This window comes from Intrasporangium mesophilum, assembly GCF_054783095.1.
This window is the reverse complement of the sequence record NZ_BAAGRF010000027.1, coordinates 50,862-65,608: the sequence shown is the minus strand read 5'-3', so window position 1 is coordinate 65,608 and position 14,747 is coordinate 50,862. Positions and strand designations below refer to the sequence as shown.

Annotated in this window: 14 protein-coding genes; all 14 read right to left on the bottom strand. The window is 70.5% G+C overall.

The genetic code is table 11. The annotated features are described in order from the left end of the window. Window positions 1–3 precede the first annotated feature (3 nt). The 14 genes from metK to pyrR all read right to left on the bottom strand — a co-directional run bounded on the left by metK (window position 4) and on the right by pyrR (window position 14,743). Window positions 4–1,224 (bottom strand): methionine adenosyltransferase, encoded by a 1,221-nt coding sequence (gene metK / locus ACYVLP_RS18575; protein WP_460628816.1) that lies wholly within the window; start codon window positions 1,222–1,224, stop codon window positions 4–6. 87 nt (window positions 1,225–1,311) lie between these two features. Further along, complete coding sequence (coaBC, locus tag ACYVLP_RS18570; protein WP_460629055.1) at window positions 1,312–2,616, bottom strand: bifunctional phosphopantothenoylcysteine decarboxylase/phosphopantothenate--cysteine ligase CoaBC; 1,305 nt, start codon at window positions 2,614–2,616, stop codon at window positions 1,312–1,314. A gap of 54 nt (window positions 2,617–2,670) precedes the next feature. After that, the gene (gene rpoZ / locus ACYVLP_RS18565) at window positions 2,671–2,934 is read right to left on the bottom strand and encodes a DNA-directed RNA polymerase subunit omega (protein ID WP_452271448.1); all 264 of its coding nucleotides are present in this window, start codon (window positions 2,932–2,934) and stop codon (window positions 2,671–2,673) included. 80 nt (window positions 2,935–3,014) lie between these two features. Continuing rightward, window positions 3,015–3,629: a guanylate kinase gene (gene gmk / locus ACYVLP_RS18560; protein ID WP_460628815.1), complete on the bottom strand. Its 615-nt coding sequence runs from the start codon at window positions 3,627–3,629 to the stop codon at window positions 3,015–3,017. Further along, complete coding sequence (mihF, locus tag ACYVLP_RS18555) at window positions 3,629–3,946, bottom strand: integration host factor, actinobacterial type (protein ID WP_460628814.1); 318 nt, start codon at window positions 3,944–3,946, stop codon at window positions 3,629–3,631. The genes gmk and mihF overlap by 1 nt, the downstream gene beginning before the upstream one ends. Before the next feature lie 174 nt (window positions 3,947–4,120). Then, the gene (locus ACYVLP_RS18550; RefSeq protein WP_460628813.1) at window positions 4,121–4,495 is read right to left on the bottom strand and encodes a hypothetical protein; all 375 of its coding nucleotides are present in this window, start codon (window positions 4,493–4,495) and stop codon (window positions 4,121–4,123) included. A gap of 62 nt (window positions 4,496–4,557) precedes the next feature. After that, window positions 4,558–5,400 (bottom strand): orotidine-5'-phosphate decarboxylase, encoded by an 843-nt coding sequence (pyrF, locus tag ACYVLP_RS18545; protein ID WP_460628812.1) that lies wholly within the window; start codon window positions 5,398–5,400, stop codon window positions 4,558–4,560. Window positions 5,401–5,449: 49 nt separating this feature from the next. After that, window positions 5,450–6,397, bottom strand: coding sequence for a dihydroorotate dehydrogenase (locus ACYVLP_RS18540; RefSeq protein ID WP_460628811.1), 948 nt, complete (start codon window positions 6,395–6,397; stop codon window positions 5,450–5,452). Continuing rightward, the gene (locus tag ACYVLP_RS18535; protein ID WP_460628810.1) at window positions 6,397–7,302 is read right to left on the bottom strand and encodes a dihydroorotate dehydrogenase electron transfer subunit; all 906 of its coding nucleotides are present in this window, start codon (window positions 7,300–7,302) and stop codon (window positions 6,397–6,399) included. Before ACYVLP_RS18535 ends, ACYVLP_RS18540 begins: the two co-directional genes overlap by 1 nt. Then, the gene (carB, locus tag ACYVLP_RS18530) at window positions 7,299–10,628 is read right to left on the bottom strand and encodes a carbamoyl-phosphate synthase large subunit (RefSeq protein ID WP_460628809.1); all 3,330 of its coding nucleotides are present in this window, start codon (window positions 10,626–10,628) and stop codon (window positions 7,299–7,301) included. Before carB ends, ACYVLP_RS18535 begins: the two co-directional genes overlap by 4 nt. After that, window positions 10,628–11,821, bottom strand: a complete 1,194-nt coding sequence (gene carA, locus ACYVLP_RS18525; RefSeq protein ID WP_460628808.1) for a glutamine-hydrolyzing carbamoyl-phosphate synthase small subunit — start codon at window positions 11,819–11,821, stop codon at window positions 10,628–10,630. Before carA ends, carB begins: the two co-directional genes overlap by 1 nt. Continuing rightward, on the bottom strand, window positions 11,818–13,164 hold the full coding sequence (locus tag ACYVLP_RS18520; RefSeq protein WP_460628807.1) for a dihydroorotase: 1,347 nt from the start codon (window positions 13,162–13,164) through the stop codon (window positions 11,818–11,820). The genes carA and ACYVLP_RS18520 overlap by 4 nt, the downstream gene beginning before the upstream one ends. Then, the gene (locus ACYVLP_RS18515; RefSeq protein ID WP_460628806.1) at window positions 13,161–14,165 is read right to left on the bottom strand and encodes an aspartate carbamoyltransferase catalytic subunit; all 1,005 of its coding nucleotides are present in this window, start codon (window positions 14,163–14,165) and stop codon (window positions 13,161–13,163) included. Before ACYVLP_RS18515 ends, ACYVLP_RS18520 begins: the two co-directional genes overlap by 4 nt. Next, window positions 14,162–14,743 (bottom strand): bifunctional pyr operon transcriptional regulator/uracil phosphoribosyltransferase PyrR, encoded by a 582-nt coding sequence (gene pyrR / locus ACYVLP_RS18510; protein ID WP_460629054.1) that lies wholly within the window; start codon window positions 14,741–14,743, stop codon window positions 14,162–14,164. The genes ACYVLP_RS18515 and pyrR overlap by 4 nt, the downstream gene beginning before the upstream one ends. Between the last annotated feature and the right edge of the window lie 4 nt (window positions 14,744–14,747).

Below are 14,747 nucleotides of genomic sequence, written 5' to 3'. Positions count from 1 at the left end.
GTCTCAGCCGGAGACGGCGGCCCTCAGCGCATCCACACGGTCGGTCCGCTCCCACGTGAAGCCGTTCTCGACGCCGTCGGCCTTGGTGCGGCCGAAGTGGCCGTATGCCGCGGTGGGCCGGTAGATCGGCCGGAGCAGGTCGAGCGCGTCGACGATAGCGGCGGGCCGCAGGTCGAAGACCTTCGTGATGGCGCCCTGGATGGCGTCGGTCGGCACGGTCTCGGTGCCGAACGTCTCGACGTAGAGGCCCACGGGCTGGGCCTTGCCGATGGCGTACGCAACCTGGACCTCGCAACGGCGAGCGAGACCCGCAGCCACGATGTTCTTGGCGACCCAGCGCATGGCGTAGGCGCCGGAGCGGTCGACCTTGCTCGGGTCCTTGCCCGAGAAGGCGCCACCGCCGTGGCGGGCCATGCCACCGTAGGTGTCGACGATGATCTTGCGGCCGGTGAGCCCGGCGTCGCCCATCGGCCCGCCGATCTCGAACCGGCCGGTGGGGTTGATGAGCGCACGGAAGTCGGACGTGTCGAGGTCGGTCCCCTCGGCGGCGAGCTCGGCGAGAACGGGCTCGAACACGTGTGCCTTGATGTCCGGCTCGAGCATGCCCTCGAGCGAGACGTCAGGGGCGTGCTGCGTCGAGAGCACGACCGTGTCGAGCTTGACCGCCTTGTCGCCCTCGTAGGCGATGGTGACCTGGGTCTTGCCGTCGGGGCGCAGGTAGGCCAGCTCCTCGCTCTTGCGCACCTGGGTCAGGCGCTCGGCGAGCCGATGGGCCAGGAAGATCGGCAGGGGCATGAGCTCGGCGGTGTCGTCGCAGGCGTAGCCGAACATGAGGCCCTGGTCGCCGGCCCCTTGCTTGTCGAGCGGGTCGACGCCGCCGTGGCGGTTCTCGTGCGCCGTGTCAACGCCCTGGGCGATGTCGGGCGACTGGGCGCCGATGGAGATGGACACGCCACAGGTGCGACCGTCGAAGCCCTTCTGCGAGCCGTCGTAGCCCACCTCGAGGATCGTGTCGCGCACCAGCTTGGGGATCTCGACGTACCCCGTCGTGGACACCTCCCCGGCCACGTGCACCAGGCCGGTCGTGACCAACGTCTCGACTGCGACGCGCGCGTGCTTGTCCTCGGCGAGGAGGGCATCGAGGATCGAGTCGCTGATCTGGTCGCAGATCTTGTCCGGGTGCCCCTCGGTGACGGACTCGGACGTGAACAGACGTGCGGTCACTTGCTCTCCCTAGCTCTGTGCGGTGGTTGTGCGCCGCGTCGCGACCACGATGAGCCCGTGGTCGGCGTAGGGCGCCGAGTGTAATCCTCAGGTCAGTAGCGGCACGACGGCGTCCCACAGCGCATCGGCCACGACGTCCTTGGTCGTCGGACCGACGGTGGTCACGTCGTCGCTGCCGCGAAGCAGGATGTGCACGGTCGTGTCGTCGCGGCCGAAGGTCTTGTCGACCCCGACCTCGTTGACGACCTGGACGTCGCTGCCCTTGCGTTCGAACTTCGCTCGCGCGTGGTCCATGACACTTCCGGTGGCGTCGCCGGTCTCGGCGGCGAAGCTCACCACGACCGGCCGCCGCCCGTCGCCACGCTCGGCACGCTCGCCGACGAGGGCACGGACGATGTCGGGGTTCTCGACGAGGCGCAGGGTCAGCGCGCTGCCCGACCCGTCGACGGAACCGTCATCCCGGGAAGTGCTTGCCTTCTTGATCTTGCTGTCGCTCACCTGGGCCGGGCGGAAGTCGGCCGGCGCGGCCGCCATGACGACGACGTCGGAGGTGGCCGCCTCGCCGAGCACCGACCCCATCAGCTCGAGGGTGGTCTCGACCGGGAGCACGCGTATGCCGTCGGGCGCGGGAAGCGCGACGTTCGCCGCGACGAGCGTGACCTCGGCACCACGCGCGGCTGCAGCCCGCGCGATGGCCCAGCCCTGCTTGCCCGAGCTGCGGTTGCCGAGGAACCGCACTGGGTCCAGCGGCTCGCGGGTCCCACCAGCACTGACGACGACCTTGCGGCCGGCCAGGTCGAGGCGACCGACGGGGCGCTCGACAGTCGGCGGGCGATCGACCACCTCCGACGAGCCCTCGGAGTGCCCGCGGGACACGATCGCCAGGCACGCGGCATACAGGTCCTCGGGCTCAGGCAGCCGGCCCGGCCCGGTGTCGGCGCCCGTCAGCCGCCCGGAGGCGGGGTCGATGACATGCGCGCCGCGCGAGCGGAGCGTCGCGACGTTCGCGCGCGTGGCAGGGTGCTCCCACATCTCGGTGTGCATGGCTGGCGCGAACGCCACCGGGCAGCGCGCCGTGAGCAGCGTGTTGGTGAGCAGGTCGTCAGCGAGACCGGCGGCAGCCTTGGCGAGCACGTCAGCCGTGGCCGGCGCGACGACAACGAGGTCGGCGTTCTGCCCGATCCGCACGTGCGGGACCTCGTGCACTGATGACCACACGTCGGTGCTCACCGGCTTGCCGGAGAGCGCAGACCAGGTCGGCGCCCCCACGAACCGCAGGGCAGCCTCGGTCGGCACGACCGTGACGTCGTGGCCGTTCTCCGTGAACAGCCGTAGCAGGGAGCACGCCTTGTAGGCGGCGATCCCGCCGCTCACTCCGAGGACGACCCGCAGCGACTGCATCAGTGGTGGGTGCTCCCTGCTCTTCGGTCCGGGTGTCGGACCGACTCAGGCCTCGGTCGGCTCGGAGGTGAGCAGGCCCTCGTTGATCTCGCGCAGCGCGATCGACAGCGGCTTCTCGTGGACCTCGGTCTCGACGAGCGGGCCGACGTAGTCGAGCAGACCCTCCTGCAGCTGGGAGTAGTAGGCGTTGATCTGGCGAGCCCGCTTCGCGGAGTAGATGACGAGCGCGTACTTGGAGTCGGCGGCGGTCAGGAGGTCGTCGATCGGCGGGTTGGTGATGCCGATGGGAGCAGCCTGGGTACCGGACACAGTGATCTCGTTTCGTTTCGGTGAATCGTGGTGAATCGGGGCGAACCTTGTGCTCCATGCGGATGGACGCGCAGCAAGGCTCACCGGGTGGCGTGCCCCGATCTCATCAATGATACGAGTTCCTCGCTCGCACGCCGAACATCGTCGTTGACGATGACCTCGTCGAACTCGGGCTTGGCTGCCAGCTCGGCCCGCGCGGTCTCGAGCCGGCGCTCCCGCTCGGCCTCCCCCTCGGTGCCTCTGCCGACGAGACGACGCACCAGCTCGTCCCAGCTCGGCGGGTCGAGGAACACGAAGAGCGCGTCGGGCCAGCTCTCCCGCACCTGGCGCGCTCCCTGCAGGTCGATCTCGAGCAGGGCGTCCCGGCCCTCGCGGATCGCCCGCTCGACGGGACCGCGCGGCGTGCCGTACTTCGCCGCGCCGTGCACGACGGCGTACTCGAGGAACTGTCCGGCGGCCACGAGACGGTCGAACTCCTGGTCATCGACGAAGTGGTAATGCACCCCGTCGACCTCCCCCGGACGTGGCTTGCGCGTCGTCATCGAGACCGAGAACCACACTCCGGGGAAGTGCGTGCGGACATAGGAGGCGATGGTGCCCTTGCCGACAGCGGTCGGCCCGGCGAGCACTGTGAGACTGCCCGGCCGTGGGCCGTGGTTCTGCGAGGGCGTCCTGGTGGTGGGCTCCGCCGACATCACTGCCGTTCGAAGCGGCGCAACAGGGCCGCGACCTGGTTGGCCCCGAGGCCGCGCACGCGGCGGGACTCGGCGATGCCGACCTCGGCCATGATCGCCTTGGCCCGGACCCGGCCGACGCCCGGCATCGACTCGAGCAGCTCGGTCACCTTCAGCTTGCCGATGACGGGGTCGATCTTGCCATCCTCGAGGACCTCGGCGAGCGAGCCGCTGGAGTACTTGAGGCGGTTCTTGACCGCCGCCCGCTCCCGACGAGCGGCCGCAGCCTTCTCAAGAGCTGCTGCCCGTTGCTCAGGGGTGAGCGGTGGAAGCGCCACGGTCTTCGGTCTCCTCGCTGCCTGCGGGAACGACTGCGCCCCCGCCCGATCCAGATGTTGTCTCCGCCGAACCTAGCGAGCCGCACGTCCGCGCCGCAACGCGGGGGCGCGATCCCCACGGCCGCGATCCCCACGGCCGTGGTCATCGCCGCGCATCGTCGCGGCGGCACCGCCTCACTTGGAGAGGTCGATCCCGCAGGTCTCCTTCGCGTGGGTCTCGATCTTCTTGGCGGCGCTCTCGAAGCCCTGCATCTGTTGCGTGAGCGCCGTGAGGTCCGGCTTGTCCACGGTGAACTTCTCGAACAGTGACTCGAGCGAGATCCACTCCGACCTCACCTCGTCGGGCGCCTTGACCTCGATCTGCCTGACGGTCGCGACGAAATGGGTCGCGGCCTCCTTGTTCTGCAGGGAGGCACCGGCCGACGCCCACTCGGACTCGGCCGACGTGAGCGCGTCGCAGTATGCCTGGCTCGACGACGAGCAGGCAGAGATCGACAGTATCGCCGCCACGAGGATCAGCGTCCCCGTGCGCGCGGTCGTCGCTCGCACGACCCCACCGTATGCCGTGCGCGTTGGTGCGTCCTGCGAGTGGCACAAGTGGGTGCCCTGAGTCAGGCCAGGAGCGACTCGGCGACGCGCCGGGTCTGCGCAGCCAGGCGTCCCGGCTCGGGACCTGCGGAGAGGATCTCGCGGCTCGACGCGGCGAGCACCTGTCCCCGCGCCCGACCGAACGTCGCGGCGATCGTGTCCACCGTGCCGCCCTGCGCCCCGATGCCCGGCGCCAGAACGGGCGTCGCGGCGGCGACGAGGTCGAGCCCGAGGTCGGAGACCGCGCTGCCGACGGTCGCGCCGATGACGAGGCCGACGCTGCCCAGCTCGCCACGAGCGCGAGCCTGGGCGTTGTCGGCTGACGCGCCCTCCACCATTGAGGCCGCCACATAACGTCCATCTCGGACGGCGTGCTGGACGGTCGCGCCCTCCGGGTTCGAGGTGAGAGCTAGGACGAAGACACCCCGGCCGGTCTGCTCGGCGAGGTCGATGGCAGGCCGGAGCGACTCGTAGCCGAGGTAGGGGCTCACGGTGAGCGCGTCCGGTGGCGCGACGGCGTCCTTGCCGAGATAGGCCTCCGCGTATGCCGTCATCGTCGACCCGATGTCACCGCGCTTGGCGTCGAGGATCGTCAGGGTCTCGGCCTCGCGGAGCTCGGTGATGACGCGTTCGAGCACGGCGAGCCCGCGGCTGCCGAACACCTCGAAGAATGCCGACTGCGGCTTGACCGCGGCGACGCGGCCGGCGAAGGCCTCGACGCACGTGAGCGCGAACCGCTCCAGCCCGGCGACGTCGTAGGTCAGCCCCCACGACTCGACGAGTGACCGGTGGGGGTCGATGCCGGCACAGAGCGGACCGTTGAGGCGCATCGCGGCCTGGAGGCGGGCCCCGAAGCTTGTGGTCATCGTCGGACTCCAGTTCTGGTTTGGGAGGGGCTCGCAGCCCGGTGTCGACTCAGTCTCGGTGGGCGATCCCCACCGCGTCTGCGAAGCGGGCGTACCCCTTGGCGTCGAGCAGCTCGCACAGCTCACGGAGAACCCGCACCGGGGCCGACGGGTCGTTGAACACGGCCGTGCCGACCTGGATGGCGCTGGCACCGGCGGCGACGAGCTCGAGTGCGTCGCGGCCGGTCCGCACGCCGCCGACGCCGATGATCGGCACGGTCCGGATGCGGCCCTCGATCATCGCTCGACGGACCTGCCAGATGGCGCGCACCGCGACCGGCCGGATGGCCGGCCCGGAGAGACCGCCCGTGATGCCGCCGAGCTGTGGTCGCATGGTGTCGGTGTCGATCACGAGGCCGAGCAGGGTGTTGATCATGGTGAGACCGTCGGCGCCTGCATCGACGCAAGCCGACGCGATCGCGGTGATGTCCGTGACGTCCGGGCTCAGCTTGGCGAAGACCGGGATCTCCGGCGGCAGCTGCTCTCGCACCAGCCCGATGACCTTGGCCGAGGCCCCCGGGTCGCACGCGAACACCAGGCCGCGGTTCGCGACGTTGGGGCACGAGATGTTGACCTCGACTCCGACGACGGCGCCGACGTGGCGGCTCGCCCGCAGGGTCGCGGCCACATGGGCGTACTCCGCGCTCGAGCTACCGGCGATCGACGGCAGGACCCGAGCGCCGACGGACGCGAGCCAGGCGAGGTCCTCGTCGACGAACGCCTCGATGCCCGGCCCCTGGAGCCCGATGGAGTTGAGCATCCCCGAGGGCGTCTCGGCCATCCGGGGCGTGCCCCGGCCCGAGCGCGGCTCGGCCATGACCGACTTGGTGACGAACGCTCCGAGGTCGGCGACGTCGAAGAAGCGGTGGAGCTCCTTGCCGTTTGCCGCACACCCCGATGCGGTCATGAGCGGGTTGGGCAGACGCTGTCCGGCCAGGTCCACGGCGAGGTCGACCATCAGTGACCCCCCACCTTCGGTGCGCCGACCGCGTCGTCGGGCACTCGGGCGTGATTGCCGTCGAAGGCGTCCCAGCGCACCCGATCCCCCCTGAACACGGGCCCTTCGACGCACGAACGGACCATCCTCGTCAGCCCGTCCGTGCCGACGACCGGCATGACGCACGTCATGCACACGCCGACACCGCACGCCATCGACTCCTCGACCGCGACCTGGGCGACCGCTCCGTGGTCGCGGGCCACCTCGGTGATGGCGCGCAGCATGCCCATCGGCCCGCAGCCGTAGACGACCGCTGCGCCGGTGCGCTCGATGATGCCGGGCAGCACGTCGCTCACCCAGCCACGCTGTCCGGCGGACCCGTCGTCGGTGGTCACGGTCACGCCGTCACAGCTGCGTCGTGCCTCGACGACGCCGAAAAGGCGGTCCTCGCTCGCGGCGCCGAGCACCATCTCGACGTGACAGCCGCGTTCGCGCAGGTCGGACGCGAGCCAGAAGAGCGGGGCGCTGCCGTAGCCGCCGCCGACGAGGACACACGGGACGGGCTCGGTCGTCAGGGGGAACTGCTTGCCCAGCGGGCCGACGACGTCGATGGTGTCGTGCGGCTCGCGCTCGACGATCCACCGGGTGCCGACGCCGACGGCGGAGACCACGATCTCGACAGTGCCGCCGTAGGTCCCGCTGGGAGTGGCCCTGTGGATCGAGAACGACCGGCGCAGCAGGGTCGCCGACGCCTCGCCGCCGACGGCGAGCGCAACGAACTGACCGGGCCGCGCCAGCTCGGCGACGCCGGGCGCGACGAGAGTGATGTGCTGGTAGGCCCCGACGCGCCGGGTGGCGATCACCTCGGCAACCTCCTGCACCACCTTGGCCCGCAGGCCGGTCCCACCCACGGTCGAGCCCGTCACGCTTCCGCCCCCGTGCCGACGAGGGCCCGGCGACCGTAGAGGTCGAGGTCGCGGGCGTGGTCCTGGAGCGACTTGACGCGGATCTCCTCGGTCAGCTGCGCCTCGATGCCGAGCACGGCTGCGGCCAGGGTCGCGATCGTCGTGACGATGGGCTTGTCGGCGCTGGTCGTCGCCGCCCGGATCGCGTAGCCGTCGGCACGCGCATCCTGCCCTGAGGGGGTATTGACGACCATCTGCACGGTGCCGTCGAGGATGAGGTCGACGATCGAGGGCTCGCCACGGTCGGCGTCGCCGCGCTCCGTGATCTTGCGCACGAGGGTCGCCTCGATGCCGTTGCGCTTGAGGACCGCAGCGGTGCCGCTCGTCGCAAGGATCGTGAAGCCGAGGTCGACGAGCCGCTTGACCGGGAAGAGCATGGCGCGCTTGTCGCGGTTCGCGACAGAGACGAAGATCGCGCCTGAGCGCGGCAGGGCCGAGCCGCTGCCCTGCTGGGCCTTGGAGAACGCCGAACCGAAGTCGACGTCGATGCCCATGACCTCGCCCGTCGAGCGCATCTCCGGGCCGAGCAGCGAGTCGACGGCCACACCCTCCTTGGTGCGGAACCGCTTGAAGGGCAGCACCGCCTCCTTGCACGACACGGGCGCGTGTGCCGGCATCGCCCCACCGTCGCCGACCGCCGGCAGCAGGCCCTCCTCGCGGAGCTCCTTGATGCTCGCTCCGAGCATGACCCGAGCGGCCGCGCTCGCGAGGGGCACGCCCGTGGCCTTGGCGACGAACGGCACGGTGCGCGATGCCCTCGGGTTGGCCTCGATGACATAGAGGATGTCCTGCGCCAGGGCGAACTGGACGTTCATCAGGCCGCGGACGCCGATGCCCTCGGCCAGCTTGCGGGTGGCCTCGCGGACCCGCCCGAGCTCACCGTCCCCGAGCGTGGCGGGCGGCAGGGTGCACGAGCTGTCACCCGAGTGGATGCCGGCCTCCTCGACGTGCTCCATGATGCCGCCGAGGTACATATCCTCGCCGTCGAACAGCGCGTCGACGTCGATCTCGATGGCGTCGTCGAGGAACCGGTCGATGAGGATCGGGTGGTCGGGAGAGGCCTCGGTGGCCTTCTCGACGTACGTCACGAGCGAGTCGTCGTCGTAGACGATCACCATGCCGCGGCCACCGAGGACGTAGGACGGGCGGACCAGGACCGGGTACCCGATCTCGCGTGCCACCGCGAGGGCTTCGTCGGGGCCGTATGCCGTCCCGTGCTTGGGTGCCACCAGCCCGGCGCGCGCGAGGACCTGTCCGAAAGCCCCGCGGTCCTCGGCGAGGTGGATCGCCTCGGGTGACGTGCCGACGATCGGGACGCCCTCCGCGGCGAGGGCCCTGGCCAGACCCAGCGGCGTCTGCCCGCCCAGCTGGACGATCACTCCCGCGATCGGCCCGGCCAGCGACTCGGCGTGGATGACCTCGAGGACGTCCTCCAGGGTCAGCGGCTCGAAGTAGAGGCGGCTGCTGGTGTCGTAGTCGGTCGACACGGTCTCCGGGTTGCAGTTGACCATGACGGTGTCGAAACCCTTGTCCCGCAAGGAGAACGACGCGTGCACGCAGGAGTAGTCGAACTCGACCCCCTGGCCGATGCGGTTCGGTCCGGAGCCCAGGATGATGACGGCCGGCCGCTCGCGGGGCTCGACCTCGGTCTCCTCGTCGTACGACGAGTAGTGGTAAGGCGTGCGCGCCGCGAACTCGGCCGCACACGTGTCGACCGTCTTGTACACCGGGCGCACCCCGAGGGCGTGGCGAACCCCGCGGACCACGGCCTCCGGCATACGGCGGATGCCCGCGACCTGTGCGTCACTGAAGCCGTGTCGCTTGACCAGGCGGAGCAGGTCGGGTGTCAGCTCCGGGGCATCCGCGAGCATGGCGGCAACGTCGTTGACGAGCGCGATCTGGTCGAGGAACCACGGGTCGATGCCGGTCGCGGCGTGGACCTCCTCGACCGAGCACCCACCCCGAAGGGCCTGCTGCACCAGCACGATGCGCCCATCGGTCGGGACCCGGGCCTCCTCGAGGGCCCGCTCCGCGGCAGCCTTGCCGATCTCGCCATCCCAGTGGAACGTCGCGCCCTTCTTCTCCAGTGAGCGCAGCGCCTTCTGGAGGGCCTCGGTGAAGTTCCGCCCGATCGACATCGCCTCGCCGACCGACTTCATGGTCGTCGTCAGGGTGGGGTCGGCCGCAGGGAACTTCTCGAACGCAAATCGCGGCACCTTGACGACGACGTAGTCGAGCGTCGGCTCGAAGCTCGCCGGCGTCTCCCGGGTGATGTCGTTGGGCACCTCGTCCAGCGTGTAGCCGATCGCCATCTTCGCCGCGATCTTGGCGATCGGGAACCCGGTCGCCTTCGACGCGAGAGCGCTGGACCGGGACACGCGGGGGTTCATCTCGATGACGATGACCCTGCCGTCGCGCGGGTTGACCGCGAACTGGATGTTGCAGCCACCCGTGTCGACGCCCACCTCGCGGATGACCGCGATGCCGATGTCCCGCAGCCGCTGGTACTCGCGGTCGGTCAGTGTCAGCGCCGGCGCCACCGTGATCGAGTCGCCGGTGTGCACGCCCATCGGGTCGAGGTTCTCGATCGAGCAGACCACCACGACGTTGTCGGCGTGGTCGCGCATGACCTCGAGCTCGTACTCCTTCCAGCCGAGGATGGACTCCTCGAGCAGGACCTCCGTGGTCGGGCTGTACTGCAGGCCCTGCCCGGCGATGCGGCGCAGGTCCGCCTCGTCGTAGGCGAACCCGGAGCCCAGGCCGCCCATGGTGAACGACGGGCGGACGACAACCGGGTAGCTCAGCTCCCCGGCGGCGGCCAGGCACTCGTCCATCGTGTGGCAGATGATGCTGCGGGCCGACTCCGCGCCGCAGCGCTCGACGACGCCCTTGAAGGCCTCGCGGTCCTCACCGAGCTGGATCGCCTCGACGTTGGCGCCGATGAGCGGGCACCCGTACTTCTCGAGGACGCCGTTCTCGTGCAGGGCGATCGCGCAGTTCAGGGCAGTCTGGCCACCGAGCGTGGCGAGGACCGCATCGGGCCGTTCCTTGGCGATGATCGCCTCGACGACCTCCGGCGTGATCGGCTCGACGTACGTCGCGTCGGCGAACTCCGGGTCCGTCATGATCGTGGCCGGGTTGCTGTTGACGAGGACGACCCGGATGCCCTCCTCGCGCAGCACCCGGCACGCCTGGGTGCCGGAGTAGTCGAACTCGCACGCCTGGCCGATGACGATCGGCCCCGAGCCGATGACCAGGACGCTCTTGATGTCGTCACGCTGAGGCATTACTTGCTCGCTCCGCTCGCGTTGGTCATGAGCTCCACGAAGCGGTCGAAGAGGTATGCGGCGTCGTGGGGTCCCGCTGCCGCCTCTGGGTGGTACTGCACCGAGTAGGCCGGCACGTCGAGGCACTCGAGACCCTCGACGACGTCATCGTTGAGGCAGACGTGCGACACGCGTGCCCGGCCGTATGCCGTGTCGCTGTCGCGGTCGAGCGGGGCATCCACGGCGAAGCCGTGGTTGTGCGCGGTGACCTCGACCTTCCTCGTGGACCGGTCCATGACCGGCTGGTTGATGCCCCGGTGGCCGTACTTCAGCTTGTACGTGCCGAACCCGAGAGCCCGCCCGAGCAGCTGGTTGCCGAAACAGATCCCGAAGAACGGGACGCCGGCATCGAGCACCTGCCGCAGCAGCGCCACCTCGCGCTCGGCCGTCGCCGGGTCGCCCGGCCCGTTGGAGAAGAAGACACCGTCCGGGCCGCCGTCACCGACGGCCATGATGTCCTCGAAGGACGCAGTGGCGGGCAGCACATGGACCTCGATGCCGCGCTGCGCCATGAGCTGGGGCGTCATCGCCTTGATCCCCAGGTCGACCGCAGCGACGGTGAAGCGCTTCTCGCCGACGGCAGGGACGGCATACGGCTCGGTCGTCGTCACCTCCTCGGCGAGCGCTGCGCCGGCCATCTGCGGGCTCCGGCGCACTGCCTCCAGCAGGTCCGCCTCGGGCCGCTCTGCGGCGACGCCGCTGAAGATCCCGACCCGCATCGCGCCGCGCTCGCGCAGGTGGCGGGTCAGCGCCCGGGTGTCGACCTCGCAGATCCCGACCACTCTCTGGTCGCGCAGCTCGTCCTCGAGGTCACGCGTCGCGCGCCAGCTGGACGACCTGAGGGCCGGGTCGCGCACGACGTAGCCCGCGACCCAGATGCGAGTGCTCTCGTCATCCTCGGTGTTGACGCCGGTGTTTCCCACGTGAGGAGCCGTCATGACGATGACCTGGCGGTGGTAGCTCGGGTCCGTGAGGGTCTCCTGATATCCGGTCATCCCCGTCGAGAACACCGCCTCGCCGACAGTCTCGCCGCGGGCGCCGTAGGAGGCCCCGCGGAAGGTGCGACCGTCCTCGAGCACGAGGACGGCGGCCTCTCGAAGCCGGCTGGTGCGGCCGTTGCGACCCGGCACGTGGATGGGTGTCTGGGTGGTCACTCGTCAGCCCCCGATGCGTTCGCGTTCGTCAGTACTCGTTCGGTGTGGGACTCCGGGTCCGCGACGAAGGTCACCCGACCTCCGAAGACCGTGGTCGTCACGGCGCCGCGGAACGTCCGTCCGTGCCACGGGTTGTTGCGGGACCGGCTGCGGCTCGCGGTCGCGTCGACCGTGACCTCGCGGTCGGGGTCGACGAGCGTGATGTGGGCCGGGCTCCCCGCCTCGAGCGGGCGGCCTTGGTGCGCAAGGCCGCCGATGCCGGCAGGGGCGACGGACATGACTCGCGCCACGTCGGCCCAGTCAATCAGGCCTGGCCGCACCAGCACCTCGCTGACGACCGAGAGCGCCGTCTCCAGGCCGATCATGCCGAACGCCGCGTCGACGAAGGCGTGCTCCTTGTCGTGCCGCGCGTGTGGTGCGTGGTCGGTGGCGACGGCGTCGATCGTGCCGTCGGCGAGGGCCTCTCGCAGCGCCGCGACGTCCTCCGTCGGGCGCAGCGGCGGGTTGACCTTGTAGACGGGGTCGTAGCCGGTCAGCAGGTCGGTCGTGAGGGCCAGGTGGTGCGGCGTGACCTCCGCCGTGACGGAGATGCCCTGCGCCTTGGCCCACCGGATCACCTCGACCGTGCCGGCAGTGGACACGTGGGCGATGTGCACGCGAGAGCCGGTGTGGCGAGCCAGCATGACGTCGCGGGCGACGATCGACTCCTCGGCGACCCCGGGCCAGCCGGGCAGGCCGAGCCGCCCGGAGATCTCGCCCTCGTGGCAGCAGGCGTCAGGCCCGGCGAGCCGCGGCTCCTGGGCATGCTGGGACACCACGCCGCCGAACGGCTTGAGGTACTCCAGGGCTCGGCGCATGATGCGGGCGTCGTGGACGCAGTGTCCGTCGTCGGAGAACACCCGCACCTGCGCCCGGGACCGCGCCATGAGGCCGAGCTCAGCGAGCTCGGCGCCCTCAAGGCCCTTGGTGACGGCGCCCACGGGCACGACCTCGGTCAGGCCGCAGGCACGTCCGAGGTCGAGCACCCGCTCGGCGGCCTCTGCGGTGTCGGTGACCGGGCTGGTGTTGGCCATGGCGTAGACCGCGGTGTAGCCCCCCGCCGCCGCTGCCGCCGAGCCGGTGGCGATCGTCTCGGCGTCCTCACGGCCCGGCTCCCGCAGGTGGACGTGGAGGTCGACCAGTCCGGGCAGCGCGACGAGCCCGTCAGCGTCCAGGACCTCGGTGTCCGGAGCCGACGCGACCGGACCGAGCGACCCGACCTCACGGATGACGCCGTCGACGACGAGCAGGTCTGCTGCGTCGGCCCCGAGCAGTCGGGCTCCTCTGATGAGCAGTCGGGTCATCGGGTCGCTCCTTCCGAGGGCGCGGCACTCGTCGGGACGGCTGGTGGCCCGTCGTCTCCGGCGAGCAGGTGGTAGAGCACGGCCATCCGCACCGCGACGCCGGCCGACACCTGGTCGAGAACGACGGACTGTGGCGAGTCGGCAGCCTCGGGCGCGATCTCGAGCCCGCGGTTCATCGGCCCGGGATGAAGGACGAGCACGTCGGGGTTGCGGGTCACGAGCGTGTCGAGGCGGTCGCGGGTCAGGCCGTAGCCGACGGTGTACTCGCGCGCCGTCGGGAAGAACCCACCGCTCATCCGCTCGCGCTGCACCCGGAGCATCATCACGGCGTCGACGTCGCCATGCTCGCCGCGTCCTTCCAGGACCTCGTCGAGGTCCCAGCTCGTCGCGAAGCCGTCGGCCGCGCTCCAGGCCCCGATGCCGCTGGGCATGAGGGTCGGTGGCGCCACGACGGTCACCTTGGCGCCAAGGGTCTTCAAGGTGATGACATTGCTGCGGAAGACCCGCGAGTGCGTCAGGTCGCCGACGATGGCCACGTGCCGGCCATCGAGGTCGCCCATCCGGGTGCGGAGCGTGTAGGCGTCGAGAAGCGCCTGGGTGGGGTGCTCGTGCGTCCCGTCACCGGCGTTGATGACGCTGCACCGCACCCACTGTGCGACCTGGTGGCACGCCCCGCTCGCGTGGTGCCGGATGACCAGGGCGTCGACCGCCATCGCATCGACGGTCATGGCCGTGTCGCGCAGGCTCTCGCCCTTGCTCGTCGAGGAGCCCTTGGCCGAGAGGTTGATCGTGTCGGCCGACATCCACTTGCCGGCGATCTCGAAGGACGAGCGGGTGCGCGTCGAGTCCTCGAAGAAGAAGTTGATCACGGTGCGGCCGCGCAGCGTCGGAACCTTCTTGACCTCGCGCCGCTGCAGGTCGTGCATCGAGCCGGCGGTCTCGAGGATGTCCTCGACCTCGCGACGGGTCAGGTCGGCCGACGAGATGAGGTGCTTGGTCATCGGGCCTCTCCCCCGCTGATCCGGACGACGTCGATGCCGTCGATCTCGGCCACCCGGACATGGACTCGCTCGTCGCGGGAGGTCGGGAGGTTCTTGCCGACATGGTCGGCCCGGATCGGCAGCTCGCGGTGGCCGCGGTCGACGAGGACTGCCAGGCGCACCGCCCGCGGGCGGCCCAGCTCCGACAGTGCGTCGAGCGCAGCGCGGATGGTCCGGCCGGAGTAGAGCACGTCGTCGACGAGGACGACGACCCGGTCGTCGATGCCGGTCGCCGGGATCCGTGACCGGTGGGCGGCCCGGACCGGCTGCCGGCGCAGATCGTCACGGTGCAGCGTGATGTCGAGCTCGCCGACGGGGATCGGGGTCCCCTCGACGTCGGCGATGCAGCCTGCGAGGCGGGTCGCGAGCGGGACCCCGCGCGAGGGGATGCCGAGCAGGACCAGGCCTTCGCTGCCCTTGTTGCGCTCGAGGATCTCGTGACCGATGCGCCGCAGCGCCCGGGAGATGTCCCCCTCGCTCATGACGTCGCGTGCGTCGGGAGGGGTGCTGGAGCGGTCGCTCGATGGCTGGGCAGGCACACTC